The organism is Synechococcus sp. H70.2 (genome assembly GCF_047462275.1).
In the GTDB taxonomy this organism is placed as follows: Bacteria; Cyanobacteriota; Cyanobacteriia; order Thermostichales; family Thermostichaceae; genus Thermostichus.
The window spans coordinates 392,530-408,540 of the sequence record NZ_JANSIU010000001.1; the positions used below are offsets into that span (position 1 = coordinate 392,530).

Here is a 16,011-nt window from a genome sequence, read left to right on the forward strand (position 1 = left end):
CTTAGACCTACCCAGCGCCCCCTAGAAATCGTCCTCGTCTTCTTCCTTCTCCCAACTGCGGCTGGCTGGGGAGAAGTCCTCCCTAGGCGCCGGCGAAAGATCCTCAGCCGTAATGGACTCGTAGGTGGGCCGGGAGGGAGTGTGGCGGGTTGAGACATCAGCCATCAGGTCTACCTCCACGTGGTAGGTCTGGCCCTTGCTGTCCACCTCCACCTTGTGCACGGAGACATCTAGGCAAAGGGACTGGAGCTCCCGCACCAACACCTTGAAGGATTCCGGCGTGCCGGGTCGAGGAATGGGCTTGCCTTTGACAATGGCGTTGAGGGCCTCGTTGCGCCCCACCATGTCGTCCGACTTCACAGTCAGCAGTTCCTGCAGGATGTAGGCCGCCCCAAACGCCTCCAGAGCCCACACCTCCATCTCGCCAAAGCGCTGGCCACCCTGCTGCGCCTTGCCTCCCAGGGGCTGCTGGGTTACCAGCGAGTAGGGGCCAGTGGAGCGGGCGTGGATCTTGTCGTCCACCAAGTGCACCAGCTTCAGCATGTAGGCACGGCCCACCGTAACCGGCTGGTCGAAAGGCTCACCCGTGCGGCCGTCAAACACCTGAACTTTGCCACAGTACTTGCCTTCAGGGTTGAAGATCCAGTCCTTGCCAGTCTTCTCGCGCGCCTCCCGCAACTTGGCCTCCACTGTCAGCCGGGAAGCCTCTAGGCCGTGCATTTCATCGAAGGGCATTAGCTTAAAGCGTACCCCTAGGTGCTCTGCTGCCCAGCCCAGTAGGCACTCATACACTTGGCCCACGTTCATGCGGGAGGGCACCCCTAGGGGGTTGAGCACCACATCCACTGGGGTGCCATCTGGCAGGTAGGGCATGTCCTCAATCGGCAAGATGCGGGAGATAATGCCCTTGTTGCCGTGGCGGCCAGCAATCTTATCCCCCACCTGAATCTTGCGCTTGAGGGCAATGTAGACTCGCACCACCATGTTGGCACCCGGCGGCAGCTCATCCCCCTGCTCACGGGTAAAGATGCGCACATCTACCACCCGCCCGCGCTCACCGTTGGGCACCCGTAGGGAGTTGTCCCGCACGTCGCGGGCTTTCTCGCCGAAAATGGCCCGCAGCAGGCGTTCTTCCGGAGGCTGATCCGACTCCCCTTTGGGCGTCACCTTGCCCACGAGGATGTCGCCGGCTTCTACCCAAGCCCCAATGCGCACAATGCCGTTTTCATCCAGGTTGCGCAGGGCATCCTCGCCTACGTTGGGGATCTCGCGGGTAATCTCCTCCGGCCCTAGCTTGGTTTGCCGGGCCTCAATTTCGTATTTCTCAATGTGGACTGAGGTGAAGACATCATCGTAGACCAGCCGCTCGCTGATGAGGATGGCGTCTTCGTAGTTGTAGCCCTCCCAGGGCATGTAGGCCACCAGTACGTTTTGGCCCAAGGCCAGCTCGCCGCCCTCGGTTGCTGGGCCGTCGGCCAGCACCTGGCCGGTCACGACCCGATCCCCCACGTAAACCAAAGGACGCTGGTTAAGGCAGGTGTCTTGGTTGGAGCGCTGATATTTTTGCAGGCGGTAGACGATGGGATCCCCGCCATCGTCTGGCCGCACCACAATTTCATCCGCAGAAACATAGGTCACTACCCCATTGGTGCGCGACACCACCACCATGCCAGAGTCCCGCGCCGCCTGGGCTTCTAAACCAGTGCCCACGTAGGGCCGCTCCGGCTTGAGCAGCGGCACCGCCTGGCGCTGCATGTTGGCTCCCATCAAGGCGCGGTTGGCGTCGTCATGCTCCAGGAAGGGGATCAAAGAGGTGGCCACCGAGATGACCTGCACCGGTGACACCTGCACGTAATGCACCTCACTGGGGTGGGCAGTGGTAAATTCTTGACGGTAGCGTACTGGCACGACCTCGGCCGTGATGCGGCCCTCGGCATCGACCGGCACATCCCCTGGTGCCACGCGATACTCGTCCTCCTCGTCGGCGGTGAGGTAGACCATGCCTAGGTCTTTGCGCACCACGCCGTTCTCGACACGGTAGTAGGGGCTCTCGATAAAGCCGTATTGGTTGACACGGGCGTGGGTGGCTAAGGATCCAATCAACCCTGCGTTGGGTCCTTCGGGGGTTTCAATGGGACAAATCCGCCCGTAGTGGCTGGGGTGAATGTCCCGCACGGCAAAGCCAGCCCGTTCCCGCGTCAAGCCACCAGGCCCCAGAGCCGATATCCGCCGCTTGTGGGTTAGCTCTGCCAGGGGGTTTGTCTGATCCATGAACTGGGAGAGCTGGCTGGAGCCAAAGAACTCCTTAATAGCAGCCACCAGGGGCTTGGGGTTAACCAGGGAGGCTGGGGTGAGGTTTTCCGACTCGGAAACTGTCATCCGCTCGCGGATAATCCGCTCCAGGCGGTTGAGACCTACCCGCACCTGGTTTTGCAGCAGCTCCCCCACAGAGCGCACACGCCGGTTACCCAGGTGGTCAATGTCATCAACCTGGCCAATGTCATACTCCAGGTTGATGAGGTAGTCGATAACAGCCAGAATGTCGGTAACGGTGAGCACCCGCACATTTTCGGGCACCGTTAGATTGAGCTTTTTGTTGAGCTTGTAGCGCCCTACCCGGCCCAAGTCGTAGCGCTTGGGATCAAAAAAGCGCGACTCCAGCAGCTGCTGGCCGCCGGAGACCGTGGGAGGCTCCCCAGGCCGCAGCTTGCGGTAGAGCTCCATCAGCGCCTCTTCTTCGCTGTAGCGCCCCTCCTCTTCCATGGTCTTCTGGAAAAATTCGGGGTGGCGCAGGCTGTCGTAGATCTCTGAGTCACTTAGACCCAAAGCCTTAAGCAGAACCGCCGCCGAGAGCTTGCGGGTTTTGTCAATGCGCACCCATACCAGGCCATTTTTGTCAGTCTCAAACTTCAGCCAGGCACCGCGGTTGGGAATGAGACTAGCGCTGTAGGTACGGCGGCCGTTTTTGTCCAGCTCTGACTTGTAGTAGACGCCAGGGCTGCGCACAATCTGGTTGACGATGACCCGCTCGGCGCCGTTGATGATAAAGGTGCCCCGGTCCGTCATCAAGGGCAGCTCGCCCATGAAGACGTCCATGTCCTTGATTTCGCCTGTCTCCTTGTTGATCAAGCGAGTAGGCACCCGGATTTGCGCTTGATAGGTGGCGTCCCGCCGCTTGGCCTCCTCTGGGTCGTAGCGTGGCTTGCTAATCTTGTACCCTTTGGAGGGATCGCCGGGACGATACTCCGGCAGAAAGTGCAGTTCCAGCTTGCCGGTGTAGTCGACGATGGGAGAAAAACTAAGGAGCTCCTCTTCAAACCCTTCTCGTAAAAACCAGAGGAAACTTTCCCGCTGAATCTCTACCAGGTCAGGTAAGGTAAGAACAGGGGAGGGAACAGTTAGTGGGGTCATGCGTTCCTTGGCAGGGTTTGCGCTGCAGTCAGGCCTTCAATTATAGAAGCCTCGCCAATGATCGTCAACGAACGTTACAAGGGCCGCTGGCAACCCCTGCCCTAGGCTCAGGAGCTGGCAGATCCCGCCTCCTTCCCAACCTGCCTTAAGGATTGTTCACATCCATTCACACTTAGGCAGACTATCCTAATCTTCTAGGCTGTTGACCGTTGGTTGCGGGCTTCCTGGAGAGGACGGAGATCCCGAGGAGGAGGCCCAGTTTACCCAGCTTGCAAGGTGGGAAAGCCTTCGCCGTTTATCGATAAGCCGGTCAATGGCTGGAGCCAGGCAGCGTTTTCAATAGAGAGTTTACAAGAGGAGGGTTTTGTGAGTCGGCACAGTCAGGAACATCAAAACGCTAGCCTATCGGTCCAGTTGCGGGAGGGCACCAAGCAGTCCCACACCATGGCCGAGAACATGGCTTTTATCAAATGTTTCCTTAAGGGGGTGGTCGACAAGCGTACCTATAGCCGCTACGTGGGCAATTTCTACTTTGTCTACAGCGCGCTGGAAGAGGGGTTTGCGAAGTTGCGGGATCACCCGATAGTGGGTCAGCTCTACTACCCTGAATTGTGGCGCAAGGCCAGCTTGGAGAAGGATTTAAACTACTTCATTGGTCCCCATTGGCCCTCTGTGGTTAAGCCTTCCCCTGCTTGCCAAGTCTATGTCAACCGCATTCGGGAAGTGGTGGAAAAAGATCCGGTTCTGCTCATTGCCCACGCCTACACCCGCTACATTGGCGACCTGTCGGGTGGCCAGATCCTGAAAAACATTGCCCGCCGGGCCATGGGCCTGCCGCCAGGGGAGGGCACTGCCTTCTACGACTTTGAGCAGATCCCCCACGAGGGCAAGTTTAAGCAGCGCTACCGCGCTCAACTGGATGCCCTGGGGCTGGATCAGGTTACTATCGAGCGCATTGTGGCGGAAGCCAACTATGCCTTCAAGCTCAACATGGACTTGTTTAGAGAGTTGGAGGGCAATTGGCTGCTGTCGATGGCGCGCTTGGCCTGGAATTCTCTCCTCGGCCAGTTTCAGCGTAAGCCTGCCAGCTCTGAGGTGGCTGCGTAGGCTAGGTCTGCCAAGTGATGGATTTCGCCCCTCTCCCTAGGGGAGAGGGGCTGGGACAGGGGCTAGTCGCACCCAAGGGTGTCGCGGGTGGCCCGACCAGTAACTGGGTTAACGCCGCTAGCCCGTTGGCAGAGGAGAGCAAGGGCATCTTTGCGGATGAGGGCGTTGGTAAAGTCTGCTCCCTCGATCTCGATCCCTTCCACCCGCGCCAGCCACATCATGCTGTCTTGCAGTTGGGCTTCCCGCAGGTCAGCACCCTGTAAATTGGCCATGTCCAAGGTGGCGCCGCGCAGGTCTGCACCGCGCAGGTTAGCCTTGCTGAGGTTGGCTCCGAAAAAATTGGCTCCTGTTGCCTTCACGTGGCTGAGATTGCTTTGCCGTAGGTTGGCTTTGAGGAATTTCCAGCCGCTCAGGTCTTGTCCGGCAAAGTTTGCCCCCTGCAGCTCCCGCTTGCTGTAGTCTTCTGCCCAGGCTGGCAATCCCAGCAGGACTAACCCCAACGCCAGCCCCAGGAGCGCCGCTAGTACGGCCCGTAAGCAGCGGGCCCACATCCATCTTTTCTCCGCCGCAACTGGCCCTGCAGTGGACATGACGGATCCCTCCCTTCTGGAGTCTTTTTGCCTTTGCTTTATCTATCCTACTGGCTGGGGATCTCAGCGGCAGATTGGGCTAACTTGGGATGTCAGCCCCCACTAACAACAAGGGGACGCAGGGGATCCATGTCCACAACCGAGGTGTTCAGTGCCCAGGAGATGGCTAGGCAAATTGCCGCTTTGGCGGCGGCAATCGGCAGGGATCACCCCCACCTGGACAGGCTGGTGTTAATTGGCATCCGCACCCGCGGGGTGCCCTTGGCCTATCGGCTCCGGGATGGCATGGCCGAGCTGTTTGGGATCCCACCCCAGGTAGGGGAGTTGGACATCACCCTCTTCCGCGACGACCTGGGCGCTGGCCGGCTGCGCACCCCCAATCGCAGTGAAATGCCACGGGATCTAACTGGCCAAGAGGTAGTGCTGGTGGACGATGTTATCTTTCACGGCCGCACGGTCCGGGCAGCTTTGGAGGCCCTTAGTCACTTTGGACGGCCGGAACGGGTGCGCTTAGCCGTGCTGATTGACCGCGGCCATCGGCACTTCCCCATTCAGCCAGACTACTGCGGCCACAGGCTAACCACGACCCCTGAGCAAATGGTTAAGGTGCAGCTGCGGGAAACCGACGGTGAGGAGCGGGTACTGTTGATTGACCCTGATCCCGAGGAAGCGCCCCAGAGGGCGATAGAGTGAGGCTCAGCGGCCCAAGGTTGTTGCTAGGTCTATGTTGCCGGAAAACCGCCGTTACGCTGTTTTGGGCAGCGGTGCCCTGGGAGGATTCTACGGAGCCAAGTTACAGCAGGCTGGCTTTGAGGTGCATTTCCTGCTCCATAGTGACTACGAGCACGTGCGCCAGAACGGGCTGTGGGTGGAATCCTGCTGGGGAGACTTTCACCTGCCCCAGGTCAATGCCTACGTCTCCGTGGAGGAGATGCCCCCTTGCGAGGGGGTCATCGTGGCCCTGAAAGCAACCCAAAATCACCTTCTGTCGCAGTTGCTGCCGCCCGTGCTGGCCGAAAGAGGGGTGGTGATCCTCCTGCAAAATGGGCTAGGGGCAGAGCCGGAGATTGCCAACTGCGTTGGCCCCGAGCGCATCATCGGTGGCCTCTGTTTCATCAGCTCCAATAAAGTTGGTCCCGGCCACATCCGCCACCTCGACTATGGCTCGGTGCTGCTGGCCGAATACGGCCCTGGCTATGCCCCCCAGGGAATCACACCCCGTCTGCAACAGATCCAGGCCGATTTTCAGCGGGCTGGGATCCCCACTGCCCTCTCACCAGATCTGATGTTGGCCCGCTGGCAAAAGTTGGTCTGGAACATTCCCTTCAATGGCCTCTCGGTGGTCTTTAATGCCGACACCCAGCAGATGATCCGCGACCCGGCAGCCCGCGCCTTGGCAGAAGCCCTGATGCAGGAGGTGGTGGAGGGAGCTGCGGCCTGTGGTCGCCGGCTTCCCCCTTCCCTGATTCCAGAAATGCTGGCTAACACCGAGAAGATGGCTCCCTACCGCACCAGCATGAAGATTGACTACGAGCGCAAGCGTCCCCTGGAACTGGAGGCTATTTTTGCCAACCCTCTCCGCTATGCCCAGCAGGGCGGGGTCCAGATGCCGCGGGTAGAGATGCTCTACCGGCAGCTGCAGGTGTTGGATCGTCTTAATCGTGGGATCCCAGCCTTTTCCTCCCCTTGCGGCTAGACTCAGCTCCAGTGGAGCGCTGCACTGGCTGGATGCCCCGGGGATCCACCCACGATCGCCTCACCCTTTGGACGGCTCCCGGCATCGCTTTGGCGGTGGGCTGGGTAAGTGACAGTACCGCAGCGGCTCTCGCAGCGGGATCGGCCTATCTTTTTGCCGGCCTGATGTTTTCCGGGGATCTGGATACACGCTCGCGGCAGTACCGCCGCTGGCTGTTCCTGCGCTGGATTTGGCTTCCCTACCGTCGCTGGCTGCACCACCGCTCCTTTTGGTCCCACGGGCCGCTGGTAGGCACCGCTCTGCGGCTACTCTACCTAGGCTTGTGGGTGACAGGGGTGGGCCTGCCAGCGGCTTGGCTGGGATCCCGCCTGGGCTGGTGGCAGTGGCAGCCGGGGATCTGGCGGGAGAGCCTCTGGCACTGGCTGCAAGCCCACGCCGCAACGCTGTTTTGGGTGGGCCTAGGACTGGAGCTGGGAGCCGTCAACCACAGCCTCAGCGATTGCCTGGTCTCGCGCTGGCGCCGTTGGCGCAAAAGGCGGCAGGGGAAAGGCTTGTCCGGCAAGCGGCGGCAAGGGTAGGGCGAGTCCTCCTTAGAGCTATCAAAAGCAGGAGGGGATCCCGGCAGCAGGGAAGGAGCGCATCCGCTAAGCTGGGTGGGGCAGAAGCCCTTGGGGTGGCACTTGGTGCATCCGCTGCGTAGCTATCGCCGTCTCTTTCCCTTCATTCAGCCCCACTTGTGGATGTTGCTGCTGGGGTTGGGCTGCACTCTGGGTTTTGTCCTCACCATGCCCGCCCTTGCTTACCTAATCGAGTGGGTGGCCCGCTCTATCGGGGCTGGGGATCTCAGACAACTGCGGACATTGGCCTTAATTGGGGTGGTATTTTTCGTGGTGCGTGGTGCTTTCCAGTACGGCCAGGACACCCTCATGGCCAGGGCTTCCCTGCAGATGGTGTTGGAGTTGCGGCAGCGAGTTTACGCTCACCTGCAGGGACTAGACGTGGACTATTTTTCCGGCAGCCGCACTGGTGACCTCGTCTATCGCCTCACCAGCGATCTGGATCGGGTGGGGGAGGTGGTCCAGCGGTTTTTCCACCGCTTTATCCCCAGCGTGCTTACCATCTTGGCCGTGGTGGCCTACTTGTTCTACCTCAACGGCATCCTCACCCTAACCACCCTGGTGATTGCCCCCCTGATGGGCGCCTTGATTAGTTGGTTTGGGGAGCGGTTGCTGCAGCGCTCCCGCCGCAATCAGGAAAGTATGGCTGACCTATCTTCTCTTTTAACAGAGGTCTTTGCCGGCATCCGCCTCACCCGTGCCTTTGCTGCCGAGGACTACGAGATCCGCCGCTTCAGTGCCCTGGCCGAAAGCAACCGCCTGGCTCGCTTCCAAACCGAACAGGTCAAGGCCATCCAAGACCCGGTGGTGGGCTTTCTCTACGCCATGAGCGTCTTGGGGGTATTTTGGGTGGGGGGCTGGCAGATTAGCGAGGGCAACCTGACCGGCAGCCAGTTCCTCGGCTTTATCGCGGGGGTGGCCCTGCTGATTGATCCCATTGTCCATATCACCAATAACTACAGCGAGCTAAAGCAGGGGGAGGCTTCCGTGGAGCGGATCTTTGAGCTCCTAGATACCCGCCCCCGCGTGCGCGAGCTGCCGGGTGCCCGCCCCATGCCCCCCATTCAGGGCTGGGTGGAGTTTGATCGGGTCTCCTTTGCCTACAAGCCGGATCAGCCGGTGCTCAAAGACATTAGCTTCCAGGTGGCCCCCGGCGAGATTGTTGCCCTGGTGGGCTCCTCCGGGGCTGGCAAATCAACTTTGGTGAATTTGATCCCTCGCTTCTACGATCCGCAGCAGGGGTGTATTCGCATCGACGGCATTGACATCCGCACCGTCACCCTCAAAAGTTTGCGCCGCCAGATCGGCATTGTTCCCCAGGAGATCACCCTCTTTTCCGGCACCATTGCCAGCAACATTGCCTATGGCCAGGAGCACTTTGACCTAGAGGCAGTGCGCCAGGCAGCCCGGGTGGCCAATATTGACCGCTTCATCGAGAGCCTGCCTGAGGGCTACGCTACCCGCATCGGCGAGCGCGGGATCACCCTCTCCGGCGGTCAGCGGCAGCGGCTAGCTATTGCTCGCGCCGTGCTGCTCAACCCCAAGATTCTCATCCTGGACGAGGCTACCTCTGCTTTGGATAACGAGTCCGAGGCTTTGGTGCAGGAGGCCCTCCAACGGCTAATGCAGCGCTGTACCGTTTTTGTTATTGCCCACCGCCTCTCTACTGTGCGCAGCGCCCATCGCATTTTTGTCCTCGAAGAAGGACAACTCCTAGAGCAAGGCAACCACCGCGAGCTCCTGGTGAAAGGAGGACGCTACGCCCAGTTCCACTGGCGCCAGTTCCAGTAGCTCTAAAGCCCCCACGCTTGCCGGAAGGGACGATAGAACTCCGGATCTGAGGGCGCACCCCCCGCAACCCCACAGATGGCTGCTGCAAACGCCACTGCCCGCTGCAGCAGCACCGCCTCCGGCCATCCTTGCAGCAGGCCGAGGATGGCTACCGCGCTAAACCCATCCCCTGCCCCTACTGTATCCACTAGCTGCAGCGCTGGCACCGCCTCCGCCTGATACACCCTCTCTGCTGTAAACAAGAGCGCCCCTGCCGCCCCCAACGTCAAGAACAAGCCCTTAAGGCCCAACTGGGCCCGCAAGAGCTGCCCCTGCTCTACCACCTCTTTGCCAGGGATCCCTTCCAGTTGAACCACTTGCTCCAGCTCCGCCTGGTTGAGCTTCAACCAAGTGCAGCTGCGCAGCATTTCTCGGATAGGGCCCGGGTGCCACCAGGGATCCCGCAGGTTGAGGTCGAGAAACACCGGACAGCCCAAAGCCAGGATGGCCTCCTGGAAATGGCGGTGGGTTGCCTCTTGCCGTGCTGCCAGACTGCCCCGGTAGAGTAAGCTAGGCCGGAAGGCTCTAAGGGCAGCAGGATCCAACTCAATGAAGTCGTAGGCCTGCTCTGGCAAGATGGCAAAGCTCGGGATCCCCTCCGGGTCGAGGGTAACCTGCACTTGACCGGTGGGGTGAGCCGGATCCCGCTGCAGCCCTTCCAGACGTAGCCCCTGCCGCCGCAGCGCCACCACCAACTGTTCTGCCGCCTCATCCTGGCCAATGCGGCTAATCAGCAGGGGATCCAACCCCAGTCCCTTGAGGTTCCAAGCCACGTTCAAAGCTGCTCCTCCCAGCACCACCCTGTCAGGGAAACAGTCAAAAAGAACTTCCCCCAAGATCAGAGGCGGACCAGGCGGCACTTCAAGAGGAGCCATGCTCGTCCACTAGAGGGCAGGGACGCCGTGCTGCTCTAGGATTTGCTGGTAAGTGTTGCTGCGGAACCAGCGCTCGATTTCCCTAGCTCGTAGCACCGGCAGCGGATGGGTACGGCCAAGGGTTTGCAGTTGTTTGAGCTCCAGCTGCCAGAGATCGTTATCCAACTCCTCGTAGGTGCGGGCCTGTTCTAGAAAGGCCTCCACGTTGAGCTTGGCCGCCAACTGGGGTGAGCCGCCGCACAGCTTCATCAGCACTGAGATTACCGTTCTTGGGTCCTGGGTAACCAGGAGCGCTGCCCGGTCGCAGGTAAACTCGGCACAACGCAGCCAGTGCAGCAGTTGATCCTGTAGCGCCTGATAGAACAGACCGCCAAAGGGGAGCAAGCTGGCGGAGAGCGTGAGAATGTTGGCCATCGTTAGGTAGACGCCGTGGTTGCACTTGAGATGGCCCAGTTCGTGAGCAATTACAGCTTGGAGTTCCTTCGGCTCCAGCAAATCTAGCAGAGAGCTGTGCAAGACAATAAAAGGCTTTTTCCCCTGCATGGCAAAAGTGTAGGCATTGGGCACAGGGTTTTGCCGCACATAGAGCTGGGGCACCTCCAGATCCAAAATGCGACAGGCTTGCACCAAAAGCTGGTAGATTTCCGGCAACTGGCGCTCGTTGATTTGGATGCTGGAGGCAATGTTGTCCAAGTAAAACATCTCCCCTGCTGTGGAGCCAAGCAAGTTTTGAATCAGCAGGCCTAAGCCTGGCAGCTGCTGCAGAGAGCGGGTGGCTTGCAGATCAACTGGATGGCGAAATTCGTCGGCCCGCAGGCCCAACAGGATGCGGGGCTCGCTGGAAACGGCTGACAGAGAGGCTGGAGAAGACATAGGAGGTCACAGAAAAACGGGTAGACTCTTAGGGCACCCCTGGCGGCAAGGGAGAGGGGTGAGCAGCTCTGGTCCCCCGGCGGGGGATCCCCCTCCCATTCTGCCTTAACCAGGGGGCAGGCTATCATGGTTGGGACGAGGACACAGCTGGGAGAAAACCGCGTGGAAGCAAAGTCAATCTTGGTAGCGGTTGGCCTGATCCTCTCCTTGGCAAGCTTCTACTTTGGCACCCGCAACGGCTTCTACGACACCGACAAGTATCACGGCAACGGCTCTGCCCACTAGGGCCAGCAGGAAGCAGTGGGGACTAAGGATCGCAAGCGAAGCGCTCCCCAGGAGGCGGGTGAGGCCGGCGAGGGCTGCGTGCAGCGCTACCTAGAAGGGCAAGGCTGGCAGATCCTGGCGCGGCGGTGGCGCTGTCGCTGGGGGGAAGTGGATCTGGTGGCCTACAAGGCAGGGCTGCTGATTTTTGTGGAAGTCAAAACCCGCAGCGGCCAGGGGTGGGATCAAGGCGGACTTTTGGCAGTTGGGAGGCGAAAACAGCAGTGCTTGATCCAAGCTGCCCAAGCGTTCCTCAGCCAGCATCCCCCCTTGGCGGAAGTCGCCTGTCGCTTCGATGTTGCTCTGGTGGAATATCGGCCTGGCCTTGGCTACGCGGTGGCTGACTACCGGCAGGGAGCCTTTGAGGTGGAGCCGTAGCGCCGCTCATCCAGCCAAGTTTGTAAAATCACCGCCGCCGACTGCTGGTCAATAAGAGCCTTCTGGGCTTTGGCCGGTATCCCTGCCTGGCGCAGATCCCACTCTGCCTGCACGGTGCTTAGGTACTCGTTAACTGTCTCTATGGGTAAATCCACAGCCGCCTGGAGAGCTCGCACAAAGCGCTGCACTTTGCGGGCTTGGGATCCCACTGAGCCATCTGCCAAAAGGGGGATCCCCACCACCACCACAGTAGCCTGGCGGCGGCGGATCCACGCCTGCACTTGGGCAATATCTTCCGGGAGGGAACGGCGCTGGATTACCCCCAGGCCAGTAGCCAGCAGCCCCAGTCGGTCGGAGCCGGCCACGCCAATGCGGCGGTTGCCCACGTCCAGCCCCAGGGCTGAAAAGGGATCCCTTGTGGGAGAATAGTACAGGCCTGTGGACATCTGAGCCTCCGTCCTTGGCAACATTGTAGCGGCCTCTCTCTGGCCGCTGGAGAGTTTAACTTCCTCCTAGGAGCCTTCTCATGAGCAGTGCTACTCTGTCCCTCCCCAAGCATGAAGTCAAGGATCTGAACCTTGCTCCCCTGGGTAAGCAGCGGATTCAGTGGGCGGCGCGGGAGATGCCGGTGCTGGCTCAGATCCGGGAGCGCTTTGCCCAAGAAAAGCCCTTGGCTGGCCTGCGTCTAGTAGCCTGCTGTCATGTCACTACCGAAACCGCCAATCTGGCCTTGGCCCTGCAGGCAGGCGGAGCTGAGAGTGTCCTCATTGCCAGCAATCCTCTTTCCACCCAAGACGATGTGGCCGCCAGCCTCGTGGCTGACTACGGCATCTCGGTCTTTGCCATCAAGGGGGAGGATGTGGAAACCTACCGCCGCCATGTCCAGATTGCCCTGGATCACCGCCCCAACCTCATCATTGACGACGGCGGCGACGTGACGGCGGAGCTGGTGCAGCAGCGGCAGGAGCAGCTCTCGGAGATCATTGGCACCACGGAGGAGACCACCACCGGTTTGGTGCGTCTGCGGGCCATGCTTAGAGCTGGGGTGCTCAGCTTCCCGGTAATGACCGTTAATGACGCAGCCACCAAGCACCTGTTTGACAACCGCTACGGCACTGGCCAATCTACCCTAGACGGCATCCTGCGTTGTACCAACATTCTCCTAGCCGGGAAGACGGTGGTGGTGGCTGGCTACGGCTGGTGCGGCAGGGGGGTGGCGATGCGGGCTCGCGGTATGGGCTCCCAGGTGATTGTGACCGAGGTCAACCCGGTGCGGGCCCTGGAAGCAGTGATGGATGGCTTTCGAGTTATGCCCATGGCCGAGGCTGCCCCTCTGGGGGATCTGTTCATCACGGTCACTGGCAACAAGCATGTTATCCGCGGCGAGCACTTCGACTGCATGAAAGATGGGGCGATGGTCTGTAACGCCGGCCACTTTGATATCGAGCTTGACCTAGGAGCCCTACGAGAGCGGGCCGTTTCCCGGCAGACAGTGCGCCCCTTCGTGGAAGAGTACCGCCTTCAGTCGGGCAAGTCGGTGTTGGTGCTGGGAGAGGGCCGGCTCATCAACCTGGCTGCTGCCGAAGGCCACCCCGCCAGCGTCATGGACATGAGCTTTGCCAACCAGGCGCTGGCCTGCGAGTACTTGGTGAAAAACCGAGGACGCCTGGCTCCTGGGCTGCACCCCATTCCTGCGGAGATCGATGAGACCATCGCCCGCCTCAAGCTCAAGGCCATGGGGATCCAGATCGACAGCCTTACCCCGGAGCAGATCGAGTACGGCAACACTTGGACAGTAGGAACCTAGAGCTGTCCGGGGGCAGACACCAGGGAGCTGCTATTGCCCGCTCCCTTGCAAGCGGGCCCCTGAAGGATACGCCCTCTCTAGGAAACTAAGCAACCCCAGACCTAGCCGCTCCACTTGATTGCAGTGAACAGGTGTTTCTGATAAGCTCTAGGCGGGGTTCTGGGATCCCTGGAGGCCAAGAGGGTGGCACGGGTAGGCATTAATGGTTTTGGCCGCATTGGACGGCTGGTGCTACGGGCAGCTTGGGGCTGGCCAGAGCTGGAGTTTGCCCACATCAACGAGATCAAGGGTGGGCCTGTTGCGGCAGCTCACCTGCTCAAGTTCGACTCGGTGCAGGGCCGCTGGAACATCGACATCGAACCCGGTGAGCAGGGGCTGCGCATCCAAGACAAAACCCTCACCTTCAGTGAGTTTAAGTCCCCTGGTGAAGTGCCCTGGGCCGATTTGGGGATTGACTTGGTGCTGGAGTGCTCGGGGAAATTTGTCAAGGCAGCAGAGCTGGAGGCTTACTTCAAAGCGGGGGTGCGCAAGGTTATTGTGGCTGCTCCCGTTAAGGATGGAGAGGCCCTCAACGTCGTTATGGGCATCAACGACCACCTCTACGATCCAGCCCGCCACCACCTCCTTACTGCCGCCTCCTGCACCACCAACTGCCTAGCCCCCTTGGTCAAAGTCATCCACGAAGGGATTGGCGTCCTACGCGGGGTCATCACCACCATCCACGATGTCACCAACACCCAAACCGTGGTGGATGCCCCCCACAAGGACCTGCGGCGGGCGCGCTCGGCTCTGTTGTCTTTGGTGCCCACCACCACCGGCGCTGCTACGGCCATTGGCCTCATCTACCCTGAGCTCAACGGCAAGCTCAACGGCATTGCCGTGCGCGTGCCCCTGCTGAATGCCTCCTTGACCGATGCTGTGTTTGAGGTAAGGCGGCCCACCACGGTGGAAGAGGTCAATCACCTCTTGAAGACTGCAGCCGAAGGGGAACTCAAAGGCATCCTTGGTTATGAGGAGCTGCCCTTGGTCTCCGTGGATTTCAAGGGGGATCCCCGCTCCAGCATTGTGGATGCCTCCTCAACCATGGTGGTAGATGGCACCCAAGTGAAGATCCTGGCTTGGTACGACAACGAATGGGGCTACGCCAATCGCATGGCGGAATTGGCCCGCAAGGTGGCTCTCAGCTTATAGAGGAGACCTGCCCATGACTGCTGTCTCAAGCGCCCAAGCTGCCGCAGTGCGCAACTATGCCCTAGTAACCGCCGCCTACTGGGGATTTACCATCACCGACGGCGCCATCCGCATGTTGGTGCTGCTCCACTTCCACAAGTTGGGCTTCACTCCGATTCAAATTGCCATGCTGTTTCTCTTCTACGAGATCTTCGGGGTGATCACCAACTTCCTGGGCGGTTGGATTGGCTCCCTGTTTGGCCTGCGGCTTACCCTCTACGGAGGCATTGCCATCCAGATCTTCGGCCTGGTGATGCTGGGGGTGATCAACCTGCAGTGGCCGGTCTGGGGCCAGGTGGCCTATGTGATGACGGCCCAGGCCCTAGCTGGGATCGCCAAGGATCTCACCAAGATGAGCTCCAAAAGCGCTGTCCGGCTGGTGGTGCCCAAGGAGGCCGAATCCCGCCTCTTCCGCTGGGTGGCGATGCTGACGGGATCCAAAAACGCCCTCAAGGGGGCGGGGTTCTTTGTGGGAGCGGCTCTGCTGCAGATCTTCACTGAGATCTACGGGGATCCCATGGGCTTCCGCATGGCCAACTTCGTCCAGGCAGGAGCGCTGGCTTTGATCTTCTGCTCTGGGGCGCTGCTGCCAGCAGACATGGGCAAGGTTAAGGCGAAGATCCCCTTCAAGCGGCTGTTCTCCAAAAGCCGTGAGATCAACCTCCTCTCAGCAGCCCGCTTTTTCCTCTTTGGATCGCGGGATGTGTGGTTTGTGGTGGCCCTGCCGGTGTTTCTCTACGACGAGCTGGGCTGGAGCTTTATGCAGGTGGGCAGCTACATGGCCATCTGGGTCATTGGCTATGGGATCATCCAGTTCCTAGCGCCCCAACTCCTGGGAGGAGGTCGCCCGGGTCGCGCTCCCAAGGCCCGTACCGTCCAGGTCTGGACGTTTACCCTAACCGCGGTGCCGGCCCTCATTGCCACCGCCTTTATGGCCGGCCTGCCGCCGGAGTGGGTAGTGACCGGCGGCCTCATCCTCTTTGGGATTGTCTTTGCCTTTAACTCAGCAGTGCACTCCTACCTGGTGCTGGCCTACACGGAAGATGACGATGTTGCCCTCAACGTGGGTTTTTACTACATGGCCAATTCCGGTGGCCGCCTGCTGGGGACGGTAACCTCCGGGATCCTCTTCCAGCTCTACGGCCTGGAGGGCTGCCTCTGGTTTTCCACCCTGTTGATTTTGATGGCAGGGCTGTTCTCGCTGAAATTGCCGGATCCCAGCAAAACTCCGGTGGAGTGGGTGGTTAAGCCGGGGGATTGAGGGGATCTCTCAAGA

At 60.2% G+C, this 16,011-nt stretch carries 15 protein-coding genes; 10 read left to right on the forward strand and 5 right to left on the reverse strand.

Translation table 11 applies throughout. The features are described 5' to 3' along the window. Nucleotides 1–21: 21 nt before the first annotated feature. Nucleotides 22–3,411, reverse strand: coding sequence for a DNA-directed RNA polymerase subunit beta (gene rpoB / locus NW822_RS01900; RefSeq protein ID WP_414361963.1), 3,390 nt, complete (start codon nt 3,409–3,411; stop codon nt 22–24). Between the two features lie 366 nt (nt 3,412–3,777). On the opposite strand from rpoB, the gene NW822_RS01905 reads away from it, so the two are divergent. Beyond that, entirely contained in the window at nt 3,778–4,518 is a 741-nt protein-coding gene (locus NW822_RS01905) for a heme oxygenase (biliverdin-producing) (protein WP_414361962.1), read from the forward strand. A 62-nt stretch (nt 4,519–4,580) separates the two neighbouring features. On the opposite strand, the gene NW822_RS01910 is transcribed toward NW822_RS01905, so the two are convergent. Beyond that, the gene (locus tag NW822_RS01910) at nt 4,581–5,108 is read right to left on the reverse strand and encodes a pentapeptide repeat-containing protein (protein ID WP_414361960.1); all 528 of its coding nucleotides are present in this window, start codon (nt 5,106–5,108) and stop codon (nt 4,581–4,583) included. Between the two features lie 129 nt (nt 5,109–5,237). Between NW822_RS01910 and pyrR the strand changes: the two genes are divergently transcribed. The 4 genes from pyrR (at nt 5,238) to NW822_RS01930 (ending at nt 9,212) form a co-directional block, all read left to right on the forward strand. Further along, nucleotides 5,238–5,801 carry a bifunctional pyr operon transcriptional regulator/uracil phosphoribosyltransferase PyrR gene (pyrR, locus tag NW822_RS01915; RefSeq protein ID WP_414403326.1) on the forward strand — a complete coding sequence of 188 codons (564 nt, stop codon included), beginning with the start codon at nt 5,238–5,240 and terminating at the stop codon, nt 5,799–5,801. Between the two features lie 31 nt (nt 5,802–5,832). Continuing rightward, nucleotides 5,833–6,804 carry a putative 2-dehydropantoate 2-reductase gene (locus NW822_RS01920; RefSeq protein WP_414403327.1) on the forward strand — a complete coding sequence of 324 codons (972 nt, stop codon included), beginning with the start codon at nt 5,833–5,835 and terminating at the stop codon, nt 6,802–6,804. Nucleotides 6,805–6,836: 32 nt separating this feature from the next. Further along, entirely contained in the window at nt 6,837–7,382 is a 546-nt protein-coding gene (locus NW822_RS01925) for a metal-binding protein (RefSeq protein ID WP_414403328.1), read from the forward strand. Between the two features lie 162 nt (nt 7,383–7,544). Continuing rightward, nucleotides 7,545–9,212: an ABC transporter ATP-binding protein gene (locus NW822_RS01930; protein WP_414362068.1), complete on the forward strand. Its 1,668-nt coding sequence runs from the start codon at nt 7,545–7,547 to the stop codon at nt 9,210–9,212. A gap of 2 nt (nt 9,213–9,214) precedes the next feature. Here the strand turns inward: NW822_RS01930 and NW822_RS01935 are convergent, their stop codons facing one another. Continuing rightward, nucleotides 9,215–10,126, reverse strand: a complete 912-nt coding sequence (locus NW822_RS01935) for a carbohydrate kinase family protein (protein ID WP_414403329.1) — start codon at nt 10,124–10,126, stop codon at nt 9,215–9,217. Nucleotides 10,127–10,135: 9 nt separating this feature from the next. After that, nucleotides 10,136–10,999: a M48 family metallopeptidase gene (locus tag NW822_RS01940; protein ID WP_414403330.1), complete on the reverse strand. Its 864-nt coding sequence runs from the start codon at nt 10,997–10,999 to the stop codon at nt 10,136–10,138. Between the two features lie 126 nt (nt 11,000–11,125). On the opposite strand from NW822_RS01940, the gene NW822_RS01945 reads away from it, so the two are divergent. Continuing rightward, nucleotides 11,126–11,284, forward strand: a complete 159-nt coding sequence (locus tag NW822_RS01945; protein ID WP_414362080.1) for a hypothetical protein — start codon at nt 11,126–11,128, stop codon at nt 11,282–11,284. 15 nt (nt 11,285–11,299) lie between these two features. Next, the gene (locus NW822_RS01950; RefSeq protein ID WP_414403331.1) at nt 11,300–11,698 is read left to right on the forward strand and encodes a YraN family protein; all 399 of its coding nucleotides are present in this window, start codon (nt 11,300–11,302) and stop codon (nt 11,696–11,698) included. Here NW822_RS01950 and ruvX read toward each other — a convergent pair. After that, a complete protein-coding gene (gene ruvX / locus NW822_RS01955; RefSeq protein WP_414361944.1) occupies nt 11,665–12,144 on the reverse strand; it encodes a Holliday junction resolvase RuvX in 480 nt (159 codons plus the stop codon). The genes NW822_RS01950 and ruvX overlap by 34 nt on opposite strands. A gap of 80 nt (nt 12,145–12,224) precedes the next feature. On the opposite strand from ruvX, the gene ahcY reads away from it, so the two are divergent. The 3 genes from ahcY to arsJ all read left to right on the forward strand — a co-directional run bounded on the left by ahcY (nt 12,225) and on the right by arsJ (nt 15,996). Continuing rightward, nucleotides 12,225–13,505, forward strand: coding sequence for an adenosylhomocysteinase (gene ahcY, locus NW822_RS01960; protein ID WP_414403332.1), 1,281 nt, complete (start codon nt 12,225–12,227; stop codon nt 13,503–13,505). A gap of 183 nt (nt 13,506–13,688) precedes the next feature. Beyond that, entirely contained in the window at nt 13,689–14,696 is a 1,008-nt protein-coding gene (locus NW822_RS01965) for an ArsJ-associated glyceraldehyde-3-phosphate dehydrogenase (protein WP_414403333.1), read from the forward strand. A 13-nt stretch (nt 14,697–14,709) separates the two neighbouring features. Continuing rightward, nucleotides 14,710–15,996: an organoarsenical effux MFS transporter ArsJ gene (gene arsJ / locus NW822_RS01970; protein ID WP_414361937.1), complete on the forward strand. Its 1,287-nt coding sequence runs from the start codon at nt 14,710–14,712 to the stop codon at nt 15,994–15,996. Nucleotides 15,997–16,011 lie beyond the last annotated feature (15 nt).

Bases quoted from the DNA above. Each gene is read 5' to 3' on its own strand.
- rpoB (WP_414361963.1), bottom strand. From the start codon at position 3,411: ATGACCCCACTAACTGTTCCCTCCCCTGTTCTTACCTTACCTGACCTG.
- NW822_RS01910 (WP_414361960.1), bottom strand. From the start codon at position 5,108: ATGTCCACTGCAGGGCCAGTTGCGGCGGAGAAAAGATGGATGTGGGCC.
- pyrR (WP_414403326.1), top strand. From the start codon at position 5,238: ATGTCCACAACCGAGGTGTTCAGTGCCCAGGAGATGGCTAGGCAAATT.
- NW822_RS01920 (WP_414403327.1), top strand. From the start codon at position 5,833: ATGTTGCCGGAAAACCGCCGTTACGCTGTTTTGGGCAGCGGTGCCCTG.
- NW822_RS01925 (WP_414403328.1), top strand. From the start codon at position 6,837: ATGCCCCGGGGATCCACCCACGATCGCCTCACCCTTTGGACGGCTCCC.
- NW822_RS01930 (WP_414362068.1), top strand. From the start codon at position 7,545: ATGTTGCTGCTGGGGTTGGGCTGCACTCTGGGTTTTGTCCTCACCATG.
- NW822_RS01935 (WP_414403329.1), bottom strand. From the start codon at position 10,126: ATGGCTCCTCTTGAAGTGCCGCCTGGTCCGCCTCTGATCTTGGGGGAA.
- NW822_RS01940 (WP_414403330.1), bottom strand. From the start codon at position 10,999: ATGTCTTCTCCAGCCTCTCTGTCAGCCGTTTCCAGCGAGCCCCGCATC.
- NW822_RS01945 (WP_414362080.1), top strand. From the start codon at position 11,126: ATGGTTGGGACGAGGACACAGCTGGGAGAAAACCGCGTGGAAGCAAAG.
- ruvX (WP_414361944.1), bottom strand. From the start codon at position 12,144: ATGTCCACAGGCCTGTACTATTCTCCCACAAGGGATCCCTTTTCAGCC.
- ahcY (WP_414403332.1), top strand. From the start codon at position 12,225: ATGAGCAGTGCTACTCTGTCCCTCCCCAAGCATGAAGTCAAGGATCTG.
- arsJ (WP_414361937.1), top strand. From the start codon at position 14,710: ATGACTGCTGTCTCAAGCGCCCAAGCTGCCGCAGTGCGCAACTATGCC.